General features: G+C 60.5%; 16 protein-coding genes. 11 read left to right on the forward strand and 5 right to left on the reverse strand.

Features of this window, described 5'->3' with window-relative positions; all coding sequences use genetic code 11:
- Positions 1-138 precede the first annotated feature (138 nt).
- On the reverse strand, positions 139-453 hold the full coding sequence (locus HBJ59_RS03575) for an amidase (protein WP_167662790.1): 315 nt from the start codon (positions 451-453) through the stop codon (positions 139-141).
- Positions 450-1529 (reverse strand): serine hydrolase, encoded by a 1080-nt coding sequence (locus HBJ59_RS03580; protein WP_167662791.1) that lies wholly within the window; start codon positions 1527-1529, stop codon positions 450-452. The genes HBJ59_RS03575 and HBJ59_RS03580 overlap by 4 nt, the downstream gene beginning before the upstream one ends.
- A gap of 1038 nt (positions 1530-2567) precedes the next feature.
- On the opposite strand from HBJ59_RS03580, the gene olsB reads away from it, so the two are divergent.
- Positions 2568-3323, forward strand: a complete 756-nt coding sequence (gene olsB, locus HBJ59_RS03585) for an L-ornithine N(alpha)-acyltransferase (RefSeq protein WP_010176659.1) — start codon at positions 2568-2570, stop codon at positions 3321-3323.
- A complete protein-coding gene (locus tag HBJ59_RS03590; protein WP_167662792.1) occupies positions 3323-4117 on the forward strand; it encodes a lysophospholipid acyltransferase family protein in 795 nt (264 codons plus the stop codon). Before olsB ends, HBJ59_RS03590 begins: the two co-directional genes overlap by 1 nt.
- Positions 4118-4194: 77 nt before the next feature.
- Here the strand turns inward: HBJ59_RS03590 and HBJ59_RS03595 are convergent, their stop codons facing one another.
- Positions 4195-4782 (reverse strand): ACP phosphodiesterase, encoded by a 588-nt coding sequence (locus HBJ59_RS03595; RefSeq protein WP_076015999.1) that lies wholly within the window; start codon positions 4780-4782, stop codon positions 4195-4197.
- A gap of 156 nt (positions 4783-4938) precedes the next feature.
- Here HBJ59_RS03595 and HBJ59_RS03600 point away from each other — a divergent pair, with 156 nt between their 5' ends.
- Genes HBJ59_RS03600 through HBJ59_RS03610 form a run of 3 tightly spaced genes read left to right on the forward strand, consistent with a single transcriptional unit; the run spans position 4939 to position 7515 of the window.
- The gene (locus tag HBJ59_RS03600) at positions 4939-5253 is read left to right on the forward strand and encodes a helix-turn-helix transcriptional regulator (RefSeq protein ID WP_167662793.1); all 315 of its coding nucleotides are present in this window, start codon (positions 4939-4941) and stop codon (positions 5251-5253) included.
- A 13-nt stretch (positions 5254-5266) separates the two neighbouring features.
- Complete coding sequence (locus tag HBJ59_RS03605; protein WP_076016000.1) at positions 5267-6433, forward strand: MFS transporter; 1167 nt, start codon at positions 5267-5269, stop codon at positions 6431-6433.
- A gap of 26 nt (positions 6434-6459) precedes the next feature.
- On the forward strand, positions 6460-7515 hold the full coding sequence (locus HBJ59_RS03610; RefSeq protein WP_076016001.1) for an alkene reductase: 1056 nt from the start codon (positions 6460-6462) through the stop codon (positions 7513-7515).
- A gap of 351 nt (positions 7516-7866) precedes the next feature.
- Here HBJ59_RS03610 and HBJ59_RS03615 read toward each other — a convergent pair whose 3' ends face one another.
- Complete coding sequence (locus HBJ59_RS03615) at positions 7867-8499, reverse strand: TetR family transcriptional regulator (protein WP_063032772.1); 633 nt, start codon at positions 8497-8499, stop codon at positions 7867-7869.
- Positions 8500-8785: 286 nt separating this feature from the next.
- Between HBJ59_RS03615 and HBJ59_RS03620 the strand changes: the two genes are divergently transcribed.
- The 6 genes from HBJ59_RS03620 to HBJ59_RS03645 all read left to right on the forward strand — a co-directional run bounded on the left by HBJ59_RS03620 (position 8786) and on the right by HBJ59_RS03645 (position 18694).
- On the forward strand, positions 8786-9934 hold the full coding sequence (locus HBJ59_RS03620) for an efflux RND transporter periplasmic adaptor subunit (protein ID WP_076016002.1): 1149 nt from the start codon (positions 8786-8788) through the stop codon (positions 9932-9934).
- 3 nt (positions 9935-9937) lie between these two features.
- Complete coding sequence (locus tag HBJ59_RS03625) at positions 9938-13099, forward strand: efflux RND transporter permease subunit (protein WP_167662794.1); 3162 nt, start codon at positions 9938-9940, stop codon at positions 13097-13099.
- Positions 13096-14553 carry an AdeC/AdeK/OprM family multidrug efflux complex outer membrane factor gene (gene adeC / locus HBJ59_RS03630; RefSeq protein WP_076016004.1) on the forward strand — a complete coding sequence of 486 codons (1458 nt, stop codon included), beginning with the start codon at positions 13096-13098 and terminating at the stop codon, positions 14551-14553. Before HBJ59_RS03625 ends, adeC begins: the two co-directional genes overlap by 4 nt.
- A 188-nt stretch (positions 14554-14741) precedes the next feature.
- A complete protein-coding gene (locus HBJ59_RS03635; protein ID WP_076016564.1) occupies positions 14742-15992 on the forward strand; it encodes an OprD family porin in 1251 nt (416 codons plus the stop codon).
- Positions 15993-16070: 78 nt separating this feature from the next.
- Positions 16071-16970 (forward strand): polysaccharide deacetylase family protein, encoded by a 900-nt coding sequence (locus tag HBJ59_RS03640; protein ID WP_167663421.1) that lies wholly within the window; start codon positions 16071-16073, stop codon positions 16968-16970.
- Positions 16971-17080: 110 nt separating this feature from the next.
- Positions 17081-18694 (forward strand): M91 family zinc metallopeptidase, encoded by a 1614-nt coding sequence (locus HBJ59_RS03645; protein ID WP_256670782.1) that lies wholly within the window; start codon positions 17081-17083, stop codon positions 18692-18694.
- Between the two features lie 24 nt (positions 18695-18718).
- On the opposite strand, the gene pcaC is transcribed toward HBJ59_RS03645, so the two are convergent.
- Positions 18719-19117 (reverse strand): 4-carboxymuconolactone decarboxylase, encoded by a 399-nt coding sequence (gene pcaC, locus HBJ59_RS03650; protein ID WP_017479335.1) that lies wholly within the window; start codon positions 19115-19117, stop codon positions 18719-18721.
- Positions 19118-19138 lie beyond the last annotated feature (21 nt).

Here is a 19138-nt window from a genome sequence, read left to right on the forward strand (position 1 = left end):
AGCTTGCTCCCGCTGGGTTGCGCAGCAGCCCCAACAAGAACGCCGGGGTCCCTCAGACAATACTCGTTGGCCAGTTTTGGGGCTGCTTCGCAACCCAGCGGGAGCAAGCTCCCTCGCCACAGGTTCGGTGTGACTGCATTAGGGCAAGAGGCGGCAGCCCTCGCGTTGGCCCAGCCATTGGGCGCTGTGGGTGCGGCCCAGGCCGCTGGCGGTCACGAGGTGTTTTTCCGGGTTGTCGGTGAAGGCGCTGGTGGGCACGTATTGCTTCACATAACCCAGGCAATAATCAGCGGGATTGCCTTCCACGTACCGGCACGAGCAGTACTCCTTGGCGGTGTAGGCGGCGATGATGTCGGGGAAGGCTTGCAGGTTGACCCGCTCGTGCCAGACCCAGCCGAGCAACACGAGCAGCAGCAGGACCAACAGGCTGATGAAGGGATGACGGCGGATCATGGTTGCACCGCCGCGAGGACGCGCTTGAGGAGTTCGTTGTGGCGATAGCTACCGTCGCGGTCGTCGCCGTAGCGCACGATCACCAGGTGTTCATCGGGCATCACGTAGAGCGCTTGGCCCCAATGGCCAAGAGCGGCGAAGGTGTCAGCGGGCGCGTCCGGCCAGGGTTTGGCGGCGCCTTGCACTTCGCGGTTGAGCCACCATTGCCCGCCGGGGACGGCTTCGTCCTGGCCGGGCTTGTAGCGGTCGAAGGGTTGGCGGTTGAACGTGACCCACTCTTTGGGCAGCAGTTGGCGATCGCCCCAGCGGCCATCACGCTGCATCAGCAGGCCTACGCGCGCCAGGTCGCGGGCGGTGAGGTAGGCGTATGAGGACGCGACGAAGGTTTCGTCGGCGTCGCTTTCCCAGGTGGCGTTGCGGATACCCAGCGGCTGGAACAGGGCGGTCCATGGGTAGTCGATGTAGGCCTTGTGGCCGAGCATGCCTTTGAGGGTGGCGGACAAAATATTGCTATCGCCGCTGGAATAGCGGAAGGCCTGGCCGGGGGTGCTGAAGGTAGCGGTGTCGGCGGTGAATTCGGCCATGTCGTGGCGGCCGCGGGTATAGAGCATTGCGACCACCGAGGATTTCAGTGGGGCGAATTCGTAGTCTTCCTGCCAGTCGAGGCCTGAGGCCCAGTGCAGGAGGTCGGCCATGGTTACGCTGGGGTGTTGTTTCATGGGTGGGTAAAAGCGAGCGGCGGGGTCGGAGAGTTTGAAGCGGTTTTCGCCGAATGCCACGCCGAGTACCGTGGCCATCAGGCTTTTGCTGATGGACCAGGTGAGGTGCGGGGTGTTGGCGGTGGTGGGGGCGGCGTAGCGTTCGTAGATGATTTGGCCGTCGCGGATGACCAGCAGAGCATCGGTGCGGATGCCTTTGCGGGTGGTGTCGTCGCGGGGTGGGAACGCGTAGTCATCCAGGGCCTGGGTGGCCGGGCCGGTTAGTTGCTGGCCTTGGGACCAGTCTTTGGACGGCCAGGTTTCGGCGTGGGCCGTCAGGGTGAACAGCAGCGCGGCGTAGAGCAGGCCTTTGAACATGGAGTTTGAGACTCAGGGCATTCAAGCCCGCGAGGCTAGCCCAGGGGGATGACGGTTTTGTTACGGGCCCTGGGGGGAGTACATATCCGTTATTTGGGTGATGGCTGATATGGGTTCCGCTCTTACAGCGGCTCACTTTTGAACAGCGCAAAAGTAAGCAAAACGCTCTTGCCCCACCACTCGGCACCTCGCTTGGGCTCGGTGTGCCCTCAGCTCCGGCAGCACGAAGCGGGCCGCCGCGACGGGGCGTCCCTGCCCCGTCGCGGCTAAACCGGCGTCCTGCCGGTTTACCCGCTCCGTACTGCCTACGTTCGGCCAGCGTGGTTTAACGGGGCGCCTAAGATCAAGATCAAAAGCAGATCAACAGCACAGCGGCCTACCGGCCGGCTTGAGTGTGGTGAAGCAAAGGCTAAATCAAAAGCAACGGCAAACGCGGTCCACTGTGGGAGCGGGCTTGCTCGCGAAGGTCGTTAACGATGACGCTGGCATCCTGGATGAACGCGGCGGTCTCAGGTTTTTCGCGAGCAAACTCGCTCCTACAGGAAAGCAGCTCTGCTTTTGCTTTTAACACTCAAGCCGGCCTGTAGGCCGCTGTGCTCTAGCTTTTGATCTGCTTGTGATCTTGATCTTAGGCGCCCCGTCAACCACGATGGCCGCAAGTAGGCACGGTGGAGCGGGTAAATCGGCAGGGAAGCCGATTTAGCCGCGCCGGGCCATGGATGGCCCGTCGCGGCGGCCCGCGGAGCCGAGCCGGAGTGCGGGCATGCCGAGCCTAGGCGAGGCACCGAGTGGTGGGGCAAAGACCTTTTGGTTACTTTTGGGGCGTTTGCCAAAAGTGACCCGCTGTAAGAGCGGAACCCTAAGTGGCCGTTTCCGCAGCAACGGATATGTACACAAACAACCCAACAACCCACCGGCGAAACGCCTGTCATCTAAGCGTCACCGTAACTTCATGGAGATGACACCGGCCCTACATAGCCTGACATGGCACAAACAAGTCGACCGGCCGCAACCCTGGCCGGCACTCGGAGACTCGCCATGACTCAGATCGCCCGCATCAGCGACACCGGCAATGAACGCCGCCTGCAAGCCGAACGCCTGATCGGCGCTCAGGCTTTGCAGGAAGCCCAGGCCCTGCGCTTCAACGTGTTCAGCGGCGAATTCAACGCCAAGCTGAAAGGCGCTGAACTGGGCCTGGACATGGATGACTATGATGTTCACTGCAGCCACATCGGCGTGCGGGATTTGAACAGCGGTCGACTCGTCGCCACCACCCGTTTGCTGGACCACCAGGCCGCCAGCACCCTGGGCCGCTTCTACAGTGAAGAAGAATTCAGCCTCCACGGCCTGCTCCACCTCAAAGGCCCGATCCTGGAAATCGGCCGCACCTGCGTCGACCCCGCCTACCGCAACGGCGGCACCATCGCGGTGTTGTGGGGCGAGTTGGCCGAGGTGCTCAACCAGGGCGGCTACAGCTACCTGATGGGCTGCGCGAGCATCCCGATGCACGACGGCGGCATCCAGGCTCACGCGATCATGCAGCGCCTGCGCGAACGCTACCTGTGCAACGAACACCTGCGGGCCGAGCCGAAAAAGCCACTGCCAGCGCTGGACCTGCCGTCCAACGTCATCGCTGAAATGCCGCCCCTGCTCAAGGCCTACATGCGCCTGGGCGCGAAGATTTGCGGCGAACCGTGCTGGGACGAAGACTTCCAGGTGGCCGACGTCTTCATCCTGCTCAAGCGCGACGAGTTGTGCCCGCGTTATGCCCGCCACTTCAAGGCAGCCATGTGATGAGCCGCCTTCGGGTGTACGGGCGAATTGCCCGCGTGCTGGTGGTGGTGGCCCTGGGTTTGACCATGGCCAGTGTGTTTGGCGTATTTGAGCGTTTGGGCGTGGCCAACTCGATGGTGCGCCGTCAGCGCTGGTCGCGGTTTTTCATGGCACGGTTGACCAACGCCCTGCCCTTTCACGTAACCGTTCACGGTGAGTTGCCGCAACAGTCCATGTTGTGGGTCAGCAACCATGTGTCGTGGACCGACATTCCGCTGCTGGGGATGGTGGCGCCGATGTCGTTCCTGTCCAAGGCCGAGGTGCGCACCTGGCCGGTGGCGGGCTGGTTGGCAGCCAAGGCCGGCAGCCTGTTTATCCGCCGCGGTTCGGGTGACAGTCAGTTGATCCGCAAACAGATGACGCGTCACCTGGAACAAAAACACCCGCTGTTGATGTTCCCGGAAGGCACCACCACCGACGGCCGCACCCTGCGTACGTTCCATGGGCGGTTATTGGCCAGCGCAATTGATGCCGACGTGTCGCTGCAACCGGTGGCGATTCGTTACCTGCGCGACGGCAAAATCGACCCGCTGGCACCGTTTATTGGCGATGATGATTTGCTCTCGCACCTGATGCGCTTGTTTGGCAATGACCAGGGCGATGTGGAAATTCATCTGCTCAAGCCGATTGCCTGCGCCGGGCAGGAACGTGCGGCGCTGGCGTTCCAGGCGCAGCAAGCGGTGCAGAAGGCGTTGTTTGGTGAAGTGGTGCAGCCGGCAGAACCGCGCCGAGCCGGAACCCTGGCCGCCGCCTGAATGCATACCCTGTAGGAGCGAGCTTGCTCGCGAAAAGCTGATAGGCGACACGGGCGACCGGGAGCACTGCGTTATCGTTAACGATCTTCGCGAGCAAGCTCGCTCCTACAGAATGTTTGCAAGATCGGATAAAACATCCGGAAGTCCTCACTCAACGGCTCATACAGCGCTCGCAATTCCTGCATGGCATGGCCCAGTTCTTCGGGCCGTGTCAGGCGCCGGCCGATTCCCCGCAGTACCTGTTCCATCACCGCAAATTCCCGATACGAACCCAGCCAGTCATCCGCCGCCATGTACGGCGCAATCTGCGCCAGCCGCCCCGGCAGCGCCGGCTCTTCGGCGAGCACCCGGTATACCCGGGAAGTAAAACGCTCGAGTGGCTGATCGGCGTACAACGCCCAATCCCGCGCCAGGCAGTGGTCGAAAAACACATCGAGGACGATCCCGGCATAGCGGCGTCGGGTCAGTGTGAAGCGCGACAGCGCCTCCCCTATCAGTGGATGGCTGTCGGTGTAGCGATCGATTGAGCGGTGCAACTGAATCGCCGACTCGATTTGCGGGCTGAACTGGCCTTGCAGGCGACCTTTAACAAAGTCGCCATACAGACTGCCGAGCAATTGAGCAGGAAGTTGGCCGCCGAGGTGCAGATGTGCGAGATAATTCATGGCGCGCAGTTTAGCACTGCCGTCAACGTATCGTTATAACCCGATATACCGATTCAATCTGGCTTAAGACCAAAATCATATTGGTGTATCGGGATATAACGATTTAAAGTTCGCCTCATCGCGATATAACGTTTTGCAAACCTGAGCATCACTGCCATGTCCATTGACCTCGACGAAATAATAAAAGCCCTGGCGCACCCAGTACGGCGAGACATCCTCAACTGGCTGAAAGACCCGAAAGTGCAATTCCCCGAGCAGTTGCACAACCACGAATACGGCATTTGCGCCGGGCAGATCGACCAACGCTGCGGACTGTCCCAGTCCACCGTTTCGGCGCACCTGGCGAACCTGCAACGGGCGGGGCTTATCAGCAGCCAGAAGGCCGGCCAGTGGCACTTTTTCAAACGCAATGAGGACGTGATCCAAACCTTCCTCAAAGCGCTCACCGAAGAACTCAGCGCACCGCTGTAACAAGGACTCACCCATGCCTCTCTCGCTACTCATCCTGGCCTTAAGCGCCTTCGCCATCGGTACCACCGAGTTCGTCATCATGGGGCTGTTGCCCGATGTGGCGGCCGACCTCGGTGTATCGATTCCCGGCGCCGGTTGGCTGGTGACCGGTTACGCCCTGGGCGTGGCCATCGGTGCGCCGTTCATGGCACTGGCCACCGCCAAGCTGCCGCGCAAGGCCGCCCTGGTAGCGTTGATGGGCATCTTCATCGTCGGCAACCTGCTCTGCGCCCTGGCCAGCGACTACAACGTGCTGATGTTTGCCCGTGTGGTCACCGCGCTGTGCCACGGTGCCTTCTTTGGTATCGGTTCGGTGGTCGCCGCCAACCTGGTGCCGGCCAACAAGCGTGCTTCGGCCGTGGCGCTGATGTTCACCGGCTTGACCCTGGCCAACGTGCTCGGCGTACCGCTGGGCACCGCGCTGGGTCAGGAAGCCGGCTGGCGCTCGACCTTCTGGGCCGTGACAGTCATAGGTGTGATTGCGTTGATCGGCCTGATCCGCTTCCTGCCGGCCAAGCGTGACGAGGAAAAACTCGACATGCGCGCCGAACTGAGAGCGCTCAAAGGTGCCGGGATCTGGCTGTCGCTGAGCATGACCGCGCTATTCGCCGCCTCGATGTTCACCCTCTTTACCTACGTCGCGCCGCTGCTGGGGGATGTCACTGGCGTCTCGCCCAAAGGTGTGACCTGGACCCTGCTGCTGATCGGCCTGGGCCTGACCGTCGGCAACATCATCGGCGGCAAGCTGGCAGACAAGCGCCTGGCCGCCACCTTGATCGGTGTATTCATCAGCATGGCGGTGGTGTCCACGGTACTGACCTGGACCAGCGTCGCCGTGATCCCGACTGAAATCACCCTGTTCCTCTGGGCCACCGCCTCGTTTGCCGCCGTACCGGCGCTGCAAATCAACGTGGTGACCTTCGGTAAAGCGGCGCCGAACCTGGTCTCCACCTTGAACATCGGCGCCTTCAACATCGGCAACGCCCTCGGTGCCTGGGTGGGTGGCAGCGTGATTGCCCACGGTTTCGGCCTGACCAGCGTGCCCCTGGCTGCTGCGGCACTGGCGGTGCTCGCGCTGCTGGTGACCCTGATTACTTTCCGTCAGAGCGGCGATGCCGACCTGGCCCCCGCGACTAACTGATCAACTAAAGAGAAGGGTGTTATCCCATGACGACTATTTTCGATCCGATCAAACTGGGCGACCTGGAACTGTCGAACCGCATCATCATGGCGCCGCTGACCCGCTGCCGTGCCGACGCCGGTCGCGTACCCAATGCGCTGATGGCTGAATACTACGTACAACGCGCTTCCGCCGGCCTGATCCTCAGCGAAGCGACTTCCGTGACGCCAATGGGCGTGGGTTACCCGGACACCCCGGGCATCTGGTCCAACGACCAGGTACGCGGCTGGGCCAATGTAACCAAGGCCGTACACGGCGCGGGCGGCAAGATCTTCCTGCAACTGTGGCACGTAGGCCGGATCTCCCACGAGTCGTACCTGGACGGCGAAGCACCGGTCGCCCCGAGCGCCATCCCGGCCAAGGGCCACGTCAGCCTGGTGCGTCCGCTGGCCGACTACCCTACCCCGCGCGCCCTGGAAATCGCTGAAATCGCCGACATCGTCGACGCTTACCGCGTAGGCGCCGAGAACGCCAAGGCCGCCGGCTTTGACGGCGTGGAAGTCCACGGTGCGAACGGCTACCTGCTTGACCAGTTCCTGCAAAGCAGCACCAACCAGCGCACCGACAACTACGGTGGCTCCCTGGAAAACCGTGCACGCTTGCTGCTCGAAGTCACTGACGCAGTGATTGAAGTCTGGGGCGCCGGTCGTGTCGGTGTTCACTTGGCACCACGCGCCGACGCACACGACATGGGCGACGCCAACCTGTCGGAAACCTTCACCTACGTCGCCAAAGAGCTGGGCAAACGTGGCATCGCGTTCATCTGCTCCCGTGAAAAGGAAGCAGGCGACAGCCTGGGCCCACAACTGAAAGCAGCTTTCGGCGGCCCGTACATCGCCAACGAACGCTTCACCAAGGACAGCGCCAACGCCTGGCTGGCCTCCGGCAAAGCTGACGCCGTAGCGTTTGGCGTGCCGTTCATCGCCAACCCGGACCTGCCCGCTCGCCTGAAGGCCGATGCGCCGCTGAACGAAGCACACCCAGAGACGTTCTACGCCAAAGGCCCGGTCGGCTACATCGACTATCCAACCCTGGCCCTCTGATCTACTGAAACGAAAAAGCCCCGGCTTGCGAGAGCCGGGGCTTTTTTATGGACTGCGGGAAACATTCCCCTGTAGGAGCGAGCTTGCCGCGAAAAACGCCCAGGTGACGCGTTAATCCAGAATGCCTGCGTTATCGTTGACGATCTTCGCGAGCAAGCTCGTTCCTACAGAGGGCGCGGGAAACATTCCTTCACAGCCTTGCAACAATATTGCTACAAAATACTTAGCAAACTACCTATCAACCGCCCGCCAGCCCGTATATAAAGTCACCCCACAAAATCAGGGAACAGTCTGGTTGATCTCCCTTGGTCTTTATTGTTGACACAACTGGTCGCAATTACGCATTTTGTCTTAATTGCGCAGGCCAGGGCTCAAGCGCAGCATGTCCAACGCGATATCGACCCATCGCTCTGCATCCTGGGCCAACTGAAAGCTGTCGGGCACCAGCAGCCATTGACCGAGTATTCCGTCGATATAGGCGTGCATGCACACCGCCGCACGTACGGTGTCGAGATTCTCCGGAAGCTGCCCGCGATGGACCGCGTTACGCAGGGTCAGCCCGATGCGCAGGTTGCATTCAAGGCTGGCGGTCTGGCGCTGACGGCGCAGATCACACATTTCATCGGTGAATTCGCACTTATGAAACAAAATCTCATTGATGCGCCGGGTCTTCGGGTCCAGGGCCACTTGATGGAACAGATGAATCAGCAGCTTGCGCATGCAACCCAGCGGATCGACCTCGTCCTCGCTCTCACTGGCCCTGGCCAATTCATCCAGCGGCTCGTGCAGCGTGTCGAGCATCGCCTGCACCAGGTCGGCCTTGTTGCTGAAATGCCAATAGATGGCGCCACGCGTCACGCCTGCCAGCGTGGCAATATCCGCCAGCGTGGTACGCGCAACCCCGCGCTCGTAAAAGGCCTGCTCGGCCGCTTCAAGAATCTGGCTGCGCGTTTCCTGAGCTTCCTCTTTGGTACGACGAACCATGGCAGTAAAACCTCAATCAGGAGACTTGGGGTGATCGGTAACGCAGCCGTAACCGCCGCTAACGACCATCTGAATAATTGTGGGACGACGCCTTCATGGGCGCCGAACGTACTAGAATCGAGGCTTTGGGCAGTGCTTTGTCAACATTCCGCGAAGCCTGTCAAGAGTTTACAAACAACCATGAACGTAAGTATATTGCGTAGCAAGCTACTTATCCACTCAGTGCCTGTTTTTTACCCTTCCACACTTCTTGTGCGCACTCTGCGCGCCTGACCCGAGGATCTTCATGCAACTTAAGCCAGCTGTTACCGCCCTGGTTACTGCCGTCGCCCTGGCATCGCTGCTCAGCGGATGTAAAAAGGAAGAAGCGGCTCCGCCCGCTCAAACCCCTCAGGTCGGCGTGGTCACTATTCAACCTCAAGCCTTTACCCTGACATCCGAGCTGCCAGGCCGCACCACGGCCTACCGCATTGCCGAGGTTCGCCCTCAGGTCAACGGCATCATTCTCAAGCGTCTGTTCAAGGAAGGGGGCGACGTCAAGGAAGGCCAGCAGCTCTATCAGATCGATCCGTCGGTGTATGACGCATCCCTGAAAAGCGCCCAGGCCAACCTGGCCCAGACCAAGTCGATTGCCGATCGCTACAAGCAATTGGTCGACGAGCAAGCGGTCAGCCGTCAGGAATACGACACCGCGGTGTCCAACCGCATGACCTCTGAAGCCAATGTGCAAACGGCCCAGATCAATGTGCGCTACACCAAGGTCTTCGCCCCGATCTCCGGGCGTATCGGCCGCTCCTCGGTCACCGAAGGCGCGCTGGTCAGCAATGGCCAGACCGACGCGATGGCGGTGATCCAGCAACTGGACCCGATCTACGTCGACGTCACGCAGTCCTCCGCCGAGATGCTGAAACTGCGTCGTGACCTGGAAAGCGGCCAGCTGGAAAAAGCCGGCGATAACGCTGCCAAGGTCAAGCTGACCCTGGAAGACGGCAGCGACTACAAGCTGGACGGTAAGCTGGAGTTCTCCGAAGTCTCGGTCGACCAGACCACCGGTTCCGTGACCCTGCGTGCCGTATTCCCGAACCCGGATCACACCCTGCTGCCAGGCATGTTCGTACACGCCCAACTGCAAGCCGGCGTGAACAGCAAGGCCATCCTGGCTCCGCAACAAGGCGTCACTCGTGACCTCAAGGGTGTACCGACGGCGCTGATCGTGAACAAGGACAACAAGGTCGAGCAACGTGTCCTGGTGGCCAACCGCACTTCCGGCGCCTACTGGCTGGTGGAAAAAGGCCTGGACGCTGGTGACCGCGTGATCACCGAAGGCCTGCAATTCATCAAGCCGGGCATCGAAGTCAAGGTCAAGGACGCTGACAACGCTAAACCCGCCGGCACTGCTGCAGCGCCTGCTGCCGATGCTGGTAAAGGGGAGTAATCCATGTCGAAATTTTTTATCGACCGTCCCATTTTCGCCTGGGTAATTGCCCTGGTGATCATGCTGGTCGGGGCACTGTCGATCCTGAAGTTGCCCATCAACCAGTACCCGGCCATTGCGCCAACCGCCATTGATATCCAGGTGACCTACCCAGGCGCGTCCGCACAAACCGTGCAGGACACCGTGGTGCAGGTTATCGAGCAACAGCTCAACGGTATCGACAACCTGCGTTATGTTTCCTCGGACAGTAACTCCGACGGCAGCATGACCATCACCGTGACGTTCAACCAGGGTACCAACCCGGATATCGCCCAGGTTCAGGTGCAGAACAAGTTGAACCTGGCTACCCCACTGCTGCCGCAAGAAGTGCAGCAGCAGGGTATCCGCGTGACCAAGTCGGTGAAGAACTTCCTGATGGTGATTGGTCTGGTGTCGGAAGACGGCAGCATGACCAAGGACGACCTGTCCAACTACATCGTATCCAACATCCAGGACCCGATTTCCCGGACCGCCGGTGTAGGTGACTTCCAGGTGTTCGGCTCGCAGTACGCTATGCGTATCTGGCTCGACCCGGCCAAGCTGAACAACTACCAGCTCACGCCGGTGGATGTGAGCACAGCGATCTCCGCACAGAACGTGCAGGTGGCTACCGGCCAACTCGGCGGCCTGCCTGCCGTGCCCGGCACCCAGTTGAACGCGACCATCATCGGCAAGACCCGCCTGCAGTCTGCAGAGCAGTTCGGCAATATCCTGATGAAGGTCAATACCGACGGCTCACAGGTACGCCTGAAGGATGTCGCCCGTATTGAGTTGGGCGGTCAGAACTACAGCATCGCTGCGCAGTTCAACGGCAAGCCGGCATCCGGTATGGCGATCAAGCTGGCGGCCGGTGCTAACGCGCTGGACACCGGCAAGGCCATCCGCGCCACCGTAGCGTCCCTGGAACCGTTCTTCCCGCCTGGCATGAAGGCTGTGGTGCCGTATGACACCACGCCGGTAGTGACCGAGTCGATCTCCGGTGTGGTTGACACCCTGGTCGAAGCGATCGTGCTGGTGTTCCTGGTGATGTTCCTGTTCCTGCAGAACTTCCGCGCCACCATCATCACCACCATGACGGTGCCGGTGGTGTTGCTGGGTACCTTCGGGATCCTGGCTGCGTTCGGCTTCACCATCAACACCCTGACCATGTTCGGCATGATCCTGGCCATCGGCTTGCTGGTGGACGATGCCATCGTAGTGGTGGAAAACGTCGAACGGGTAATGGCCGAGGAGCACTTGTCGCCTAAAGAGGCGACGGTCAAGTCGATGGGCCAGATCCAGGGCGCCCTGGTGGGTATTGCTCTGGTGCTGTCGGCGGTACTGCTGCCGATGGCATTCTTCGGCGGCTCCACCGGTGTGATCTACAAACAGTTCTCCATCACCATTGTTTCGGCGATGGCGTTGTCGGTACTGGTTGCCCTGATCTTCACCCCGGCCCTGTGCGCCACCATGCTCAAGCCGGTCGACCCGGAAACACACGGCCAACCCAAGCGCGGTTTCTTCGGCTGGTTCAACCGTACCTTCGACCGTGGCGTATTGAGCTACGAACGCGGCGTCGGCAACATGATCAAGCACAAGATTCCAGCATTCCTGGTCTATGCGCTGATCCTCGCCGGCATGATTTGGCTGTTCATGCGCATCCCTGCCGCGTTCCTGCCCGATGAAGACCAGGGCGTGATCTTCGCTCAGGTACAGACGCCGGTCGGTTCTTCGGCGGAGCGCACGCAGACCGTCATCGACGATATGCGTGCCTACCTGCTGAACGACAAGGAAGGCGAGCCAGGCGAAGGCAAAGGCGTAAAATCGGTGTTTACCGTAAACGGCTTCAACTTCGCAGGTCGTGGTCAGAGCTCTGGCCTGGCCTTCGTGATGCTCAAGTCATGGGAGGAGCGCGACGCATCCAACTCGGTATTCGAGATTGCCAAGCGCGCCCAGGGTTACTTCTCCCAGACGTTCAAGGACGCCATGGTATTTGCCATCGTGCCGCCTTCGGTTCTGGAATTGGGTAACGCCACCGGTTTCGACGTGTTCCTGCAAGACCAGGGCGGCGTCGGTCACGACAAGCTGATGGCTGCACGCAACCAGTTCCTCGGTGCAGCGGCACAAAGCAAGATACTGGCAGGTGTGCGTCCCAACGGCGTGAACGATGAACCGCAGTACGAGCTCAGCGTCGACGACGAGAAGGCCAGCGCCCTAGGCGTTAGCCTGGCAGACATCCAACAGACCTTGGCCATCGCTCTGGGTGGCAGCTACGTCAACGACTTCATCGACCGTGGTCGTGTGAAGAAAGTGTACGTGCAGGGCGACGCCGCCAGCCGGATGTCCCCGGAAGACCTGGATAAATGGTACGTGCGCAGCACCTCCGGGAAGATGGTGCCAATGTCGGCCATCTCGTCGGGCAAGTGGATCTACGGTTCGCCGAAACTCTCGCGCTACAACGGTGTAGCTGCGATGGAAATCCTCGGTACGCCGGCACCTGGCTACAGTACCGGTGACGCGATGACAGAAGTCGAGCGCATTGCCAAGGACCTGCCGGCGGGTGTCGGTTATGCGTGGACCGGCCTGTCGTACGAAGAACGTCTGTCCGGCTCTCAGGCACCTGCGCTGTACGCCCTGTCGCTGCTGGTCGTGTTCCTCTGCCTCGCAGCACTGTACGAAAGCTGGTCGATCCCGATTGCGGTGATTCTGGTTGTACCGCTGGGTGTGATCGGTGCCCTGATCGCCACCAGCCTGCGGGGACTGTCCAACGACGTGTTCTTCCAGGTAGGTCTGTTGGTGACGGTGGGTCTGGCGGCGAAAAACGCCATCCTGATCGTGGAGTTCGCCAAAGAGCTCCACGAACAGGGCAAAGGCATCGTCGAGTCGGCCATCGAGGCATCTCGCATGCGTCTGCGACCGATCATCATGACGTCCATGGCGTTCATGCTCGGCGTACTGCCACTGGCGATTTCCACAGGTGCAGGCTCAGGTAGCCAGCACGCCATCGGTACGGGCGTAATTGGCGGTATGATCACCGCCACGGTCCTCGCGATCTTCTGGGTCCCCCTGTTCTTCGCAACCGTGTCCTCCGCTGGCGAGCGTAAAAAGACTGAAACCAAGCAAACTCCTAAAGAGGCTGGCCAATGAGCAAGTCGCTACTTTCCTTAGCTGTCACGGCATTCGTGCTCAGTGGCTGCTCGCTGATCCCGGACTACCAGCGCCCTGAAGCGCCGGTAGCCGCGCAGTTCCCGCAGGGGCCGGCGTATTCGTCGGCCCAGGCGCCGGGCCAGGCCGCTGCCGAGCAAGGCTGGAAGCAGTTTTTCCATGACCCTGCCCTGCAACAGCTGATCCAGACTGCACTGGTGAACAACCGCGACCTGCGTGTCGCGGCCCTGAACATCGACGCGTATGCCGCGCAGTACCAGATCCAGCGTGCCGACCTGTTCCCGGCAATCTCGGCCACGGGCAGCGGCAGCCGTTCGCGCACCCCGGCCAAGCTGTCGCAGACCGGCGAAGCAGGCATCACCAGCCAATATTCGGCGGGTCTCGGGATCAGTTCTTATGAGCTGGACCTGTTCGGCCGCGTCCGTAGCCTGAGCGAACAAGCGCTGCAACAATACTTCGCGACTGAAGAAGCGCGTCGCACCACCCAGATCAGCCTGGTGGCCAGCGTGGCCAACGCCTACCTGACCTGGCAGGCCGACAAGGAACTGCTCAAGCTCACCCAGGACACCCTGGGCGCGTTCGAACAGAGCTACAAGCTCACCTCACGCAGCAACGAAGTCGGCGTGGCATCGGCGCTGGACTTGAGCCAGGCCCGTACCTCGGTGGAAAACGCCCGGGTTGCACTGGCGCGCTATACCCGCCAGGTGGCTCAGGACGAAAACAGCCTGACCCTGCTGCTGGGCACCGGCCTGCCGGCGAACATCGCCAGCCGGCCATTGGCTGATGACCTGTTGAGCGAAGTACCGGCCGGCCTGCCGTCGGACCTGCTGCAACGTCGTCCCGACATCCTGCAGGCCGAGTACAACCTCAAGGCGGCCAACGCCAACATCGGTGCGGCACGGGCTGCGTTCTTCCCGAGCATCAGCCTGACCGCCAGCGCCGGCACCGCGAGCCCGACCCTGGGCGGCCTGTTCAAGGGCGGTTCGGGCACCTGGTCGTTTGCACCGCAGATCAACATCCCGATCTTCAACGCTGGCAGCCTGCGCGCCAGCCTGGATTACTCGAAAATCCAGAAAGAGATCAACGTCGCCAACTACGAGAAAGCGATCCAGACCGGCTTCCAGGAAGTCTCCGACGGCCTCGCCGCCCGTGAGACCTACAAGCAGCAACTGGACGCCCAACGTGGCTTCGTCGCGGCCAACCAGGATTACTACCGCCTGGCCGAGCGTCGCTACCGCATTGGTGTCGACAGCAACCTGACGTTCCTCGATGCCCAGCGCCAACTGTTCAGTGCCCAGCAATCGCTGATCACCGACCGCCTGGCGCAGCTCAACAGCGAGGTCAACCTGTACAAGGCCCTCGGTGGTGGTTGGAACGAACAAACCGCGAAAAACGAGCCGTTGAAAGAAGAAGCACCGGCCTTGAAGTTGTTCTGATAGTGGCGCAGTAAAGATAGTGGCGCAGTAAACAAAAACCGCTTCCCTCACCGGAAGCGGTTTTTTTACGCCCCTACTTTACGTTCGATCATCGCCCACAACCCGCCTTCCCCCACTTTCATCGCCCCCGCATCGCCCCGCACCATGGCCGCCACCTGCATAACCCCAATAACAACAGGTCCAACACCATGAGCACTTTCGCCCCGCGCCGGCTCCTGCTGGCAACCGCTGTCGCCAGCCTCGCCCTCCCCGTTGTCGCTGAAGAACACGGCTTTCTCGAAGACGCCAGCGCCAACCTCAACCTGCGTAATTTCTTCTTCAACCGCAATTACACCAACCCCACCAAAACCCAGGGTGGCGCGCAGGAGTGGACGCAAAGTTTCATCCTCGACGCCAAGTCGGGCTTTACCCAGGGCACCGTAGGTTTCGGTGTGGATGTACTGGGGCTGTACTCATTGAAGCTCGATGGCGGGCGCGGCACCGGTGGCACCCAGCTGTTGCCGCTGGACCACGACGGCCGCCCTGCAGATGAATTCGGGCGTTTGGGCGTGGCGTTCAAGGCGCGGATTTCGAAGACGGAAGTAAAGGTCGGCGAGTGGATGCCGGTGCTGCCGATCCTGCGTTCGGACGATGGCCGCTCCTTGCCGCAAACCCTGCGCGGCGGGCAAATCACCTCCAAGGAAATCGACGGCCTGACCCTGTACGGCGGCCAGTTCCGCGCCAACAGCCCACGCGACGACAGCAGCATGACCGACATGTCGATGTTCGGGAAAACCGCGTTTACTTCCGACCGCTTCAACTTCCAGGGCGGCGAATATGCCTTCAACGACAAACGCACCCAGATCGGCGTGTGGAACGCCCAGCTCAAGGACATCTACAGCCAGCAATACCTCAACCTGATCCACAGCCAGCCCGTAGGCGACTGGACCCTGGGCGCCAACCTCGGGTTCTTCTATGGCAAGGACGACGGCAGCGCCCGCGCCGGCGACCTCGACAACAAGACCTGGTCCGGATTGTTCTCGGCCCGATACGGCGGCAACACCTTCTACGTCGGCTTGCAAAAGCTCACCGGCAACAGCGCCTGGATGCGCGTCAACGGCACCAGCGGCGGCACCCTGGCCAACGACAGCTATAACGCCAGCTACGACAACGCCCAGGAAAAATCCTGGCAGGTACGCCATGACTACAACTTCGCCGCCCTTGGCGTGCCGGGGCTGACGCTGATGAACCGCTACATCAGCGGCAGTAACGTACACAGCGGCACGGTGACCGACGGCAAGGAATGGGGACGGGAAACTGAAGTGGCCTACGTTGTGCAGAGCGGAACATTGAAGAACCTCAATGTGCGCCTGCGCAATTCCAGCATGCGCAGGGATTACAACAACAATGAGTTTGATGAAAACCGGTTGATCGTCAGTTACCCGATAAGCCTGCTGTAAAGCCCCGACAGACTTGCTGTATGGTGCGCGCGTGTCATGGATGACCCGCCCCAGCAGCCAACGTCTTTCGAGTCCTCCATGAAACACTTTGCCATCGTATCGGCCGCATTAGCCTTGGCCCTGAGTCTAAGCGGCTGCATCGGTCCGCCCCTGGCGCTGACACCGCAAACCGAACAACGCCTGCAAACCGAAGCGCCGATCCGTTTTTTGCTGACCTTCGATGACGGCCCCAGCGCCTCGGGCTTCATGAACCCCAGCCGTTCGGTGATGGCAGACCTGGCGAACAACCCGATACAGCCGGGAATCAAGGCGGTGTTCTTTTTGCAGACCGAGGCGCCCCGCTCCGGCGGCAACCCACGGGGCCGCAAGACCATGGAGCGCGAACACGCAGCGGGTCATATCCTGGGCTTCCACACCGCGACCCCATGGCACAGCAACCATCGCTCGCAAAATCCCGCTGAGCTGGAACACTACCTCCGCCTGGGCTCGACGACCCTTGAATCAATCATCGGCCAGCCGCCCACGCTGGTACGCCCGCCGTTCTGGAACTACGACAAACGTACCTTCGCCGCCTATCAGCAGCATGGCATGCATGTGCTGCTCACGGACCTGAGTGCAAACGATGGGGTGATCTGGGTGTTCAATGGCAGCCCGCGTCGACGGGAGAACCTGATACGCCAACTGTCGGTGGTGCGCGAGCGCATTGCGCGGGGCGAATTACCCACCGTGGACGGCGTGATCCCGGTGGTGGTGACCTTTCACGATATCAACCGCTACACCGCCTGGCACTTGAAGGAATACCTGCAAATCCTGATGGACAGCGCGCGCATCAACGGCGTGCCCGTCGCCACGCAGCCGTTCTATACCGACCGGGCAACCTTGCAGCGCGCCGCCATGGCCCGCACGGTGAAGAGCGCCGACGAAGTGGTGCATCTGCCGGGGGTGTGGAATTGGGTGTGGGACGCTGACACTCATTAATCACCTGCGTGACAGCAGGTAACATTTGCCGCTGTCCAACCTCGACCGACATGGGAACCCACGCTAAACCCGCACCACACACTGGGGTATATCCGCGATGAGATACCCCCATGAACACGCCTTCGCTATTTGTTTCGCCTGCCTTCAATCAACTGTCGACATCGCCCCTGCCAGCGGCTTCCACTGCTCCCTCTGTGCAGGCCCCCGTCGTAGTCACCAGCAAATCATCCCGGTATATCAGTCACGACAGCCCCCTGGATTTCATGTATTTCTCTTCCCTCTCCAAGCTCGCCGAAGATCAGAACCCCCTCGACAAAAACGAAAAAAAATACACCAACACCGACATATTGCGTCATGACCAGAATGTGAAGATTTACCAGGAAATCACCTACGTCAGCAAAGGCGGGAAGCCTGTAGGCGCTACCGGTAACGAATTCATCATCGAGACCGCCAATCACGACGACAAGGTGATCATCAAAAAAAGTCCGGACAACAATCTGATCGCCATTATCAACAACACGCCCTATCAACTGAACTTGCTTCGTTCCCCTGATGGCAGTGAAACCCAACCCCTGCGGATCAGGACCAATGGCGGCAGCGATTGCGTGCTGATCGATCCATTGGTTGATAACAATATTCGCGTCGAATTGGGTGCTGGTGACGATTACGCCCAGGCGGGCTCGGGCAGTACCCGGCTATACGGCGGTGCAGGTAACGACAGGCTCAAGCTCGGGAGCGGCGACGGCATCGCGATGGGCGATGATGGCGATGACCTGCTGATCGCCGGCTCAGGTAACGGCATCCTCAAAGGCAATAACGGCAACGATCGCATGCAGGCAGGCCAGGGTTTCCCGGAGCGCCGCCTGGTCATGGACGGCGGTGATGGCCACGACTTCATGATTGTCACCCGCAATGACACACACATTCCGGCGGTCATCCACGGAGGCAAAGGTGAAAACCTGATTGTCACTCACGGCCCCGCCACGGTTTATACCGGGCGCGACAAGAACATTGTCAGGTCCGACAACGATGACACCGTCATTTACGCCAAGCCTTCGGACCAGATTCATCGCACCCCAGGCTCCACACTCGTCCACACACAACCCAGTGAGGCGGGTAAAAGTGGCTATGTCGTCGAAGGCTCTACCGAGTTCAAGCAACAGGTAGAAGACGATATGGAGCTGCTGAGGATGTCTATGCAGGGCAAGAAGATGCTCAGTACCGCCGACGCCAAGGCTCAGCGAAACGATGCCCCCGTTCGTATCACTGAGTTGACTGAAGATAACGGTCGTTACTTTTTCAATAACGCGGCTGTTCGCAACCACTTGGCAGCGGGCAATACCCTTGAAACGCTGGATCCCGCAGCCCAGGGCTACATCACCCATAATCAGCGCGGCGCGGTCGCTACAGGCGGGGAAATACACTACAACCCCTCCTACTCACTGGATGAAGACAGCGCCCCAGTCAACGCCCTCTACCATGAAATGGCCCACGCCTATAACGGTGCCACGGGAACCTTTCTCGAAGGCGATACCGGCACCCCGGAGAACCCGGGCGGCGAACCCAACGCCGAACGGCAAGCCGTAGGCCTGCCTACGATTGCGCTGCCTTTTGACTTCGACAATCATCGATCAACCGAACCCACGACAACCAATCCCAAGCCCTTTACGGAAAATGCACTCCGAGAGGAAATGGGCCGCCCGTTACGCACCCAGTACACATAGCAGATGCGTCCTGCGGGGGTTCAATCAGGCTGGATCGCGCGATTCGACCCCCAACTCATCCCACACCGACTCAGCCAAATGAAACGTCGCATTGGCCGCCGGAATTCCGCAGTAGATCGCGCTCTGCATCAGCACTTCCTTGATTTCGGCGCGGGTCACGCCGTTACTCGCGGCAGCTCGCAGGTGCAGCTTCAGCTCTTCGCTGCGGTTCATGCCGATCAGCATGGCGATGGTGATCAGGCTGCGGGTATGCCGCGGCAGGCCCGGGCGGGTCCAGATATCACCCCAGGCGTGGCGGGTGATCATTTCCTGGAACTCGCTGTTGAATTCGGTCAGGGCGTTGAGGCTGCGGTCGACATGGGCGTCGCCCAGCACTTCACGGCGCACTTGCAAGCCATCGGCATAACGTTGTTTCTCGTCCACAAAAAGCTCCTCATGCAACGT

The sequence above is a fragment of the Pseudomonas sp. AN3A02 genome (assembly GCF_011765255.1).
Taxonomy (GTDB): domain Bacteria; phylum Pseudomonadota; class Gammaproteobacteria; order Pseudomonadales; family Pseudomonadaceae; genus Aquipseudomonas.

What these genes read in the sequence shown, in the direction of transcription:
- HBJ59_RS03575 (WP_167662790.1), bottom strand. Translation starts at nt 453, where the DNA reads ATGATCCGCCGTCATCCCTTCATCAGCCTGTTGGTCCTGCTGCTGCTC.
- HBJ59_RS03580 (WP_167662791.1), bottom strand. Translation starts at nt 1,529, where the DNA reads ATGTTCAAAGGCCTGCTCTACGCCGCGCTGCTGTTCACCCTGACGGCC.
- olsB (WP_010176659.1), top strand. Translation starts at nt 2,568, where the DNA reads ATGACTCAGATCGCCCGCATCAGCGACACCGGCAATGAACGCCGCCTG.
- HBJ59_RS03590 (WP_167662792.1), top strand. Translation starts at nt 3,323, where the DNA reads ATGAGCCGCCTTCGGGTGTACGGGCGAATTGCCCGCGTGCTGGTGGTG.
- HBJ59_RS03595 (WP_076015999.1), bottom strand. Translation starts at nt 4,782, where the DNA reads ATGAATTATCTCGCACATCTGCACCTCGGCGGCCAACTTCCTGCTCAA.
- HBJ59_RS03600 (WP_167662793.1), top strand. Translation starts at nt 4,939, where the DNA reads ATGTCCATTGACCTCGACGAAATAATAAAAGCCCTGGCGCACCCAGTA.
- HBJ59_RS03605 (WP_076016000.1), top strand. Translation starts at nt 5,267, where the DNA reads ATGCCTCTCTCGCTACTCATCCTGGCCTTAAGCGCCTTCGCCATCGGT.
- HBJ59_RS03610 (WP_076016001.1), top strand. Translation starts at nt 6,460, where the DNA reads ATGACGACTATTTTCGATCCGATCAAACTGGGCGACCTGGAACTGTCG.
- HBJ59_RS03615 (WP_063032772.1), bottom strand. Translation starts at nt 8,499, where the DNA reads ATGGTTCGTCGTACCAAAGAGGAAGCTCAGGAAACGCGCAGCCAGATT.
- HBJ59_RS03620 (WP_076016002.1), top strand. Translation starts at nt 8,786, where the DNA reads ATGCAACTTAAGCCAGCTGTTACCGCCCTGGTTACTGCCGTCGCCCTG.
- HBJ59_RS03625 (WP_167662794.1), top strand. Translation starts at nt 9,938, where the DNA reads ATGTCGAAATTTTTTATCGACCGTCCCATTTTCGCCTGGGTAATTGCC.
- adeC (WP_076016004.1), top strand. Translation starts at nt 13,096, where the DNA reads ATGAGCAAGTCGCTACTTTCCTTAGCTGTCACGGCATTCGTGCTCAGT.
- HBJ59_RS03635 (WP_076016564.1), top strand. Translation starts at nt 14,742, where the DNA reads ATGAGCACTTTCGCCCCGCGCCGGCTCCTGCTGGCAACCGCTGTCGCC.
- HBJ59_RS03640 (WP_167663421.1), top strand. Translation starts at nt 16,071, where the DNA reads ATGAAACACTTTGCCATCGTATCGGCCGCATTAGCCTTGGCCCTGAGT.
- HBJ59_RS03645 (WP_256670782.1), top strand. Translation starts at nt 17,081, where the DNA reads ATGAACACGCCTTCGCTATTTGTTTCGCCTGCCTTCAATCAACTGTCG.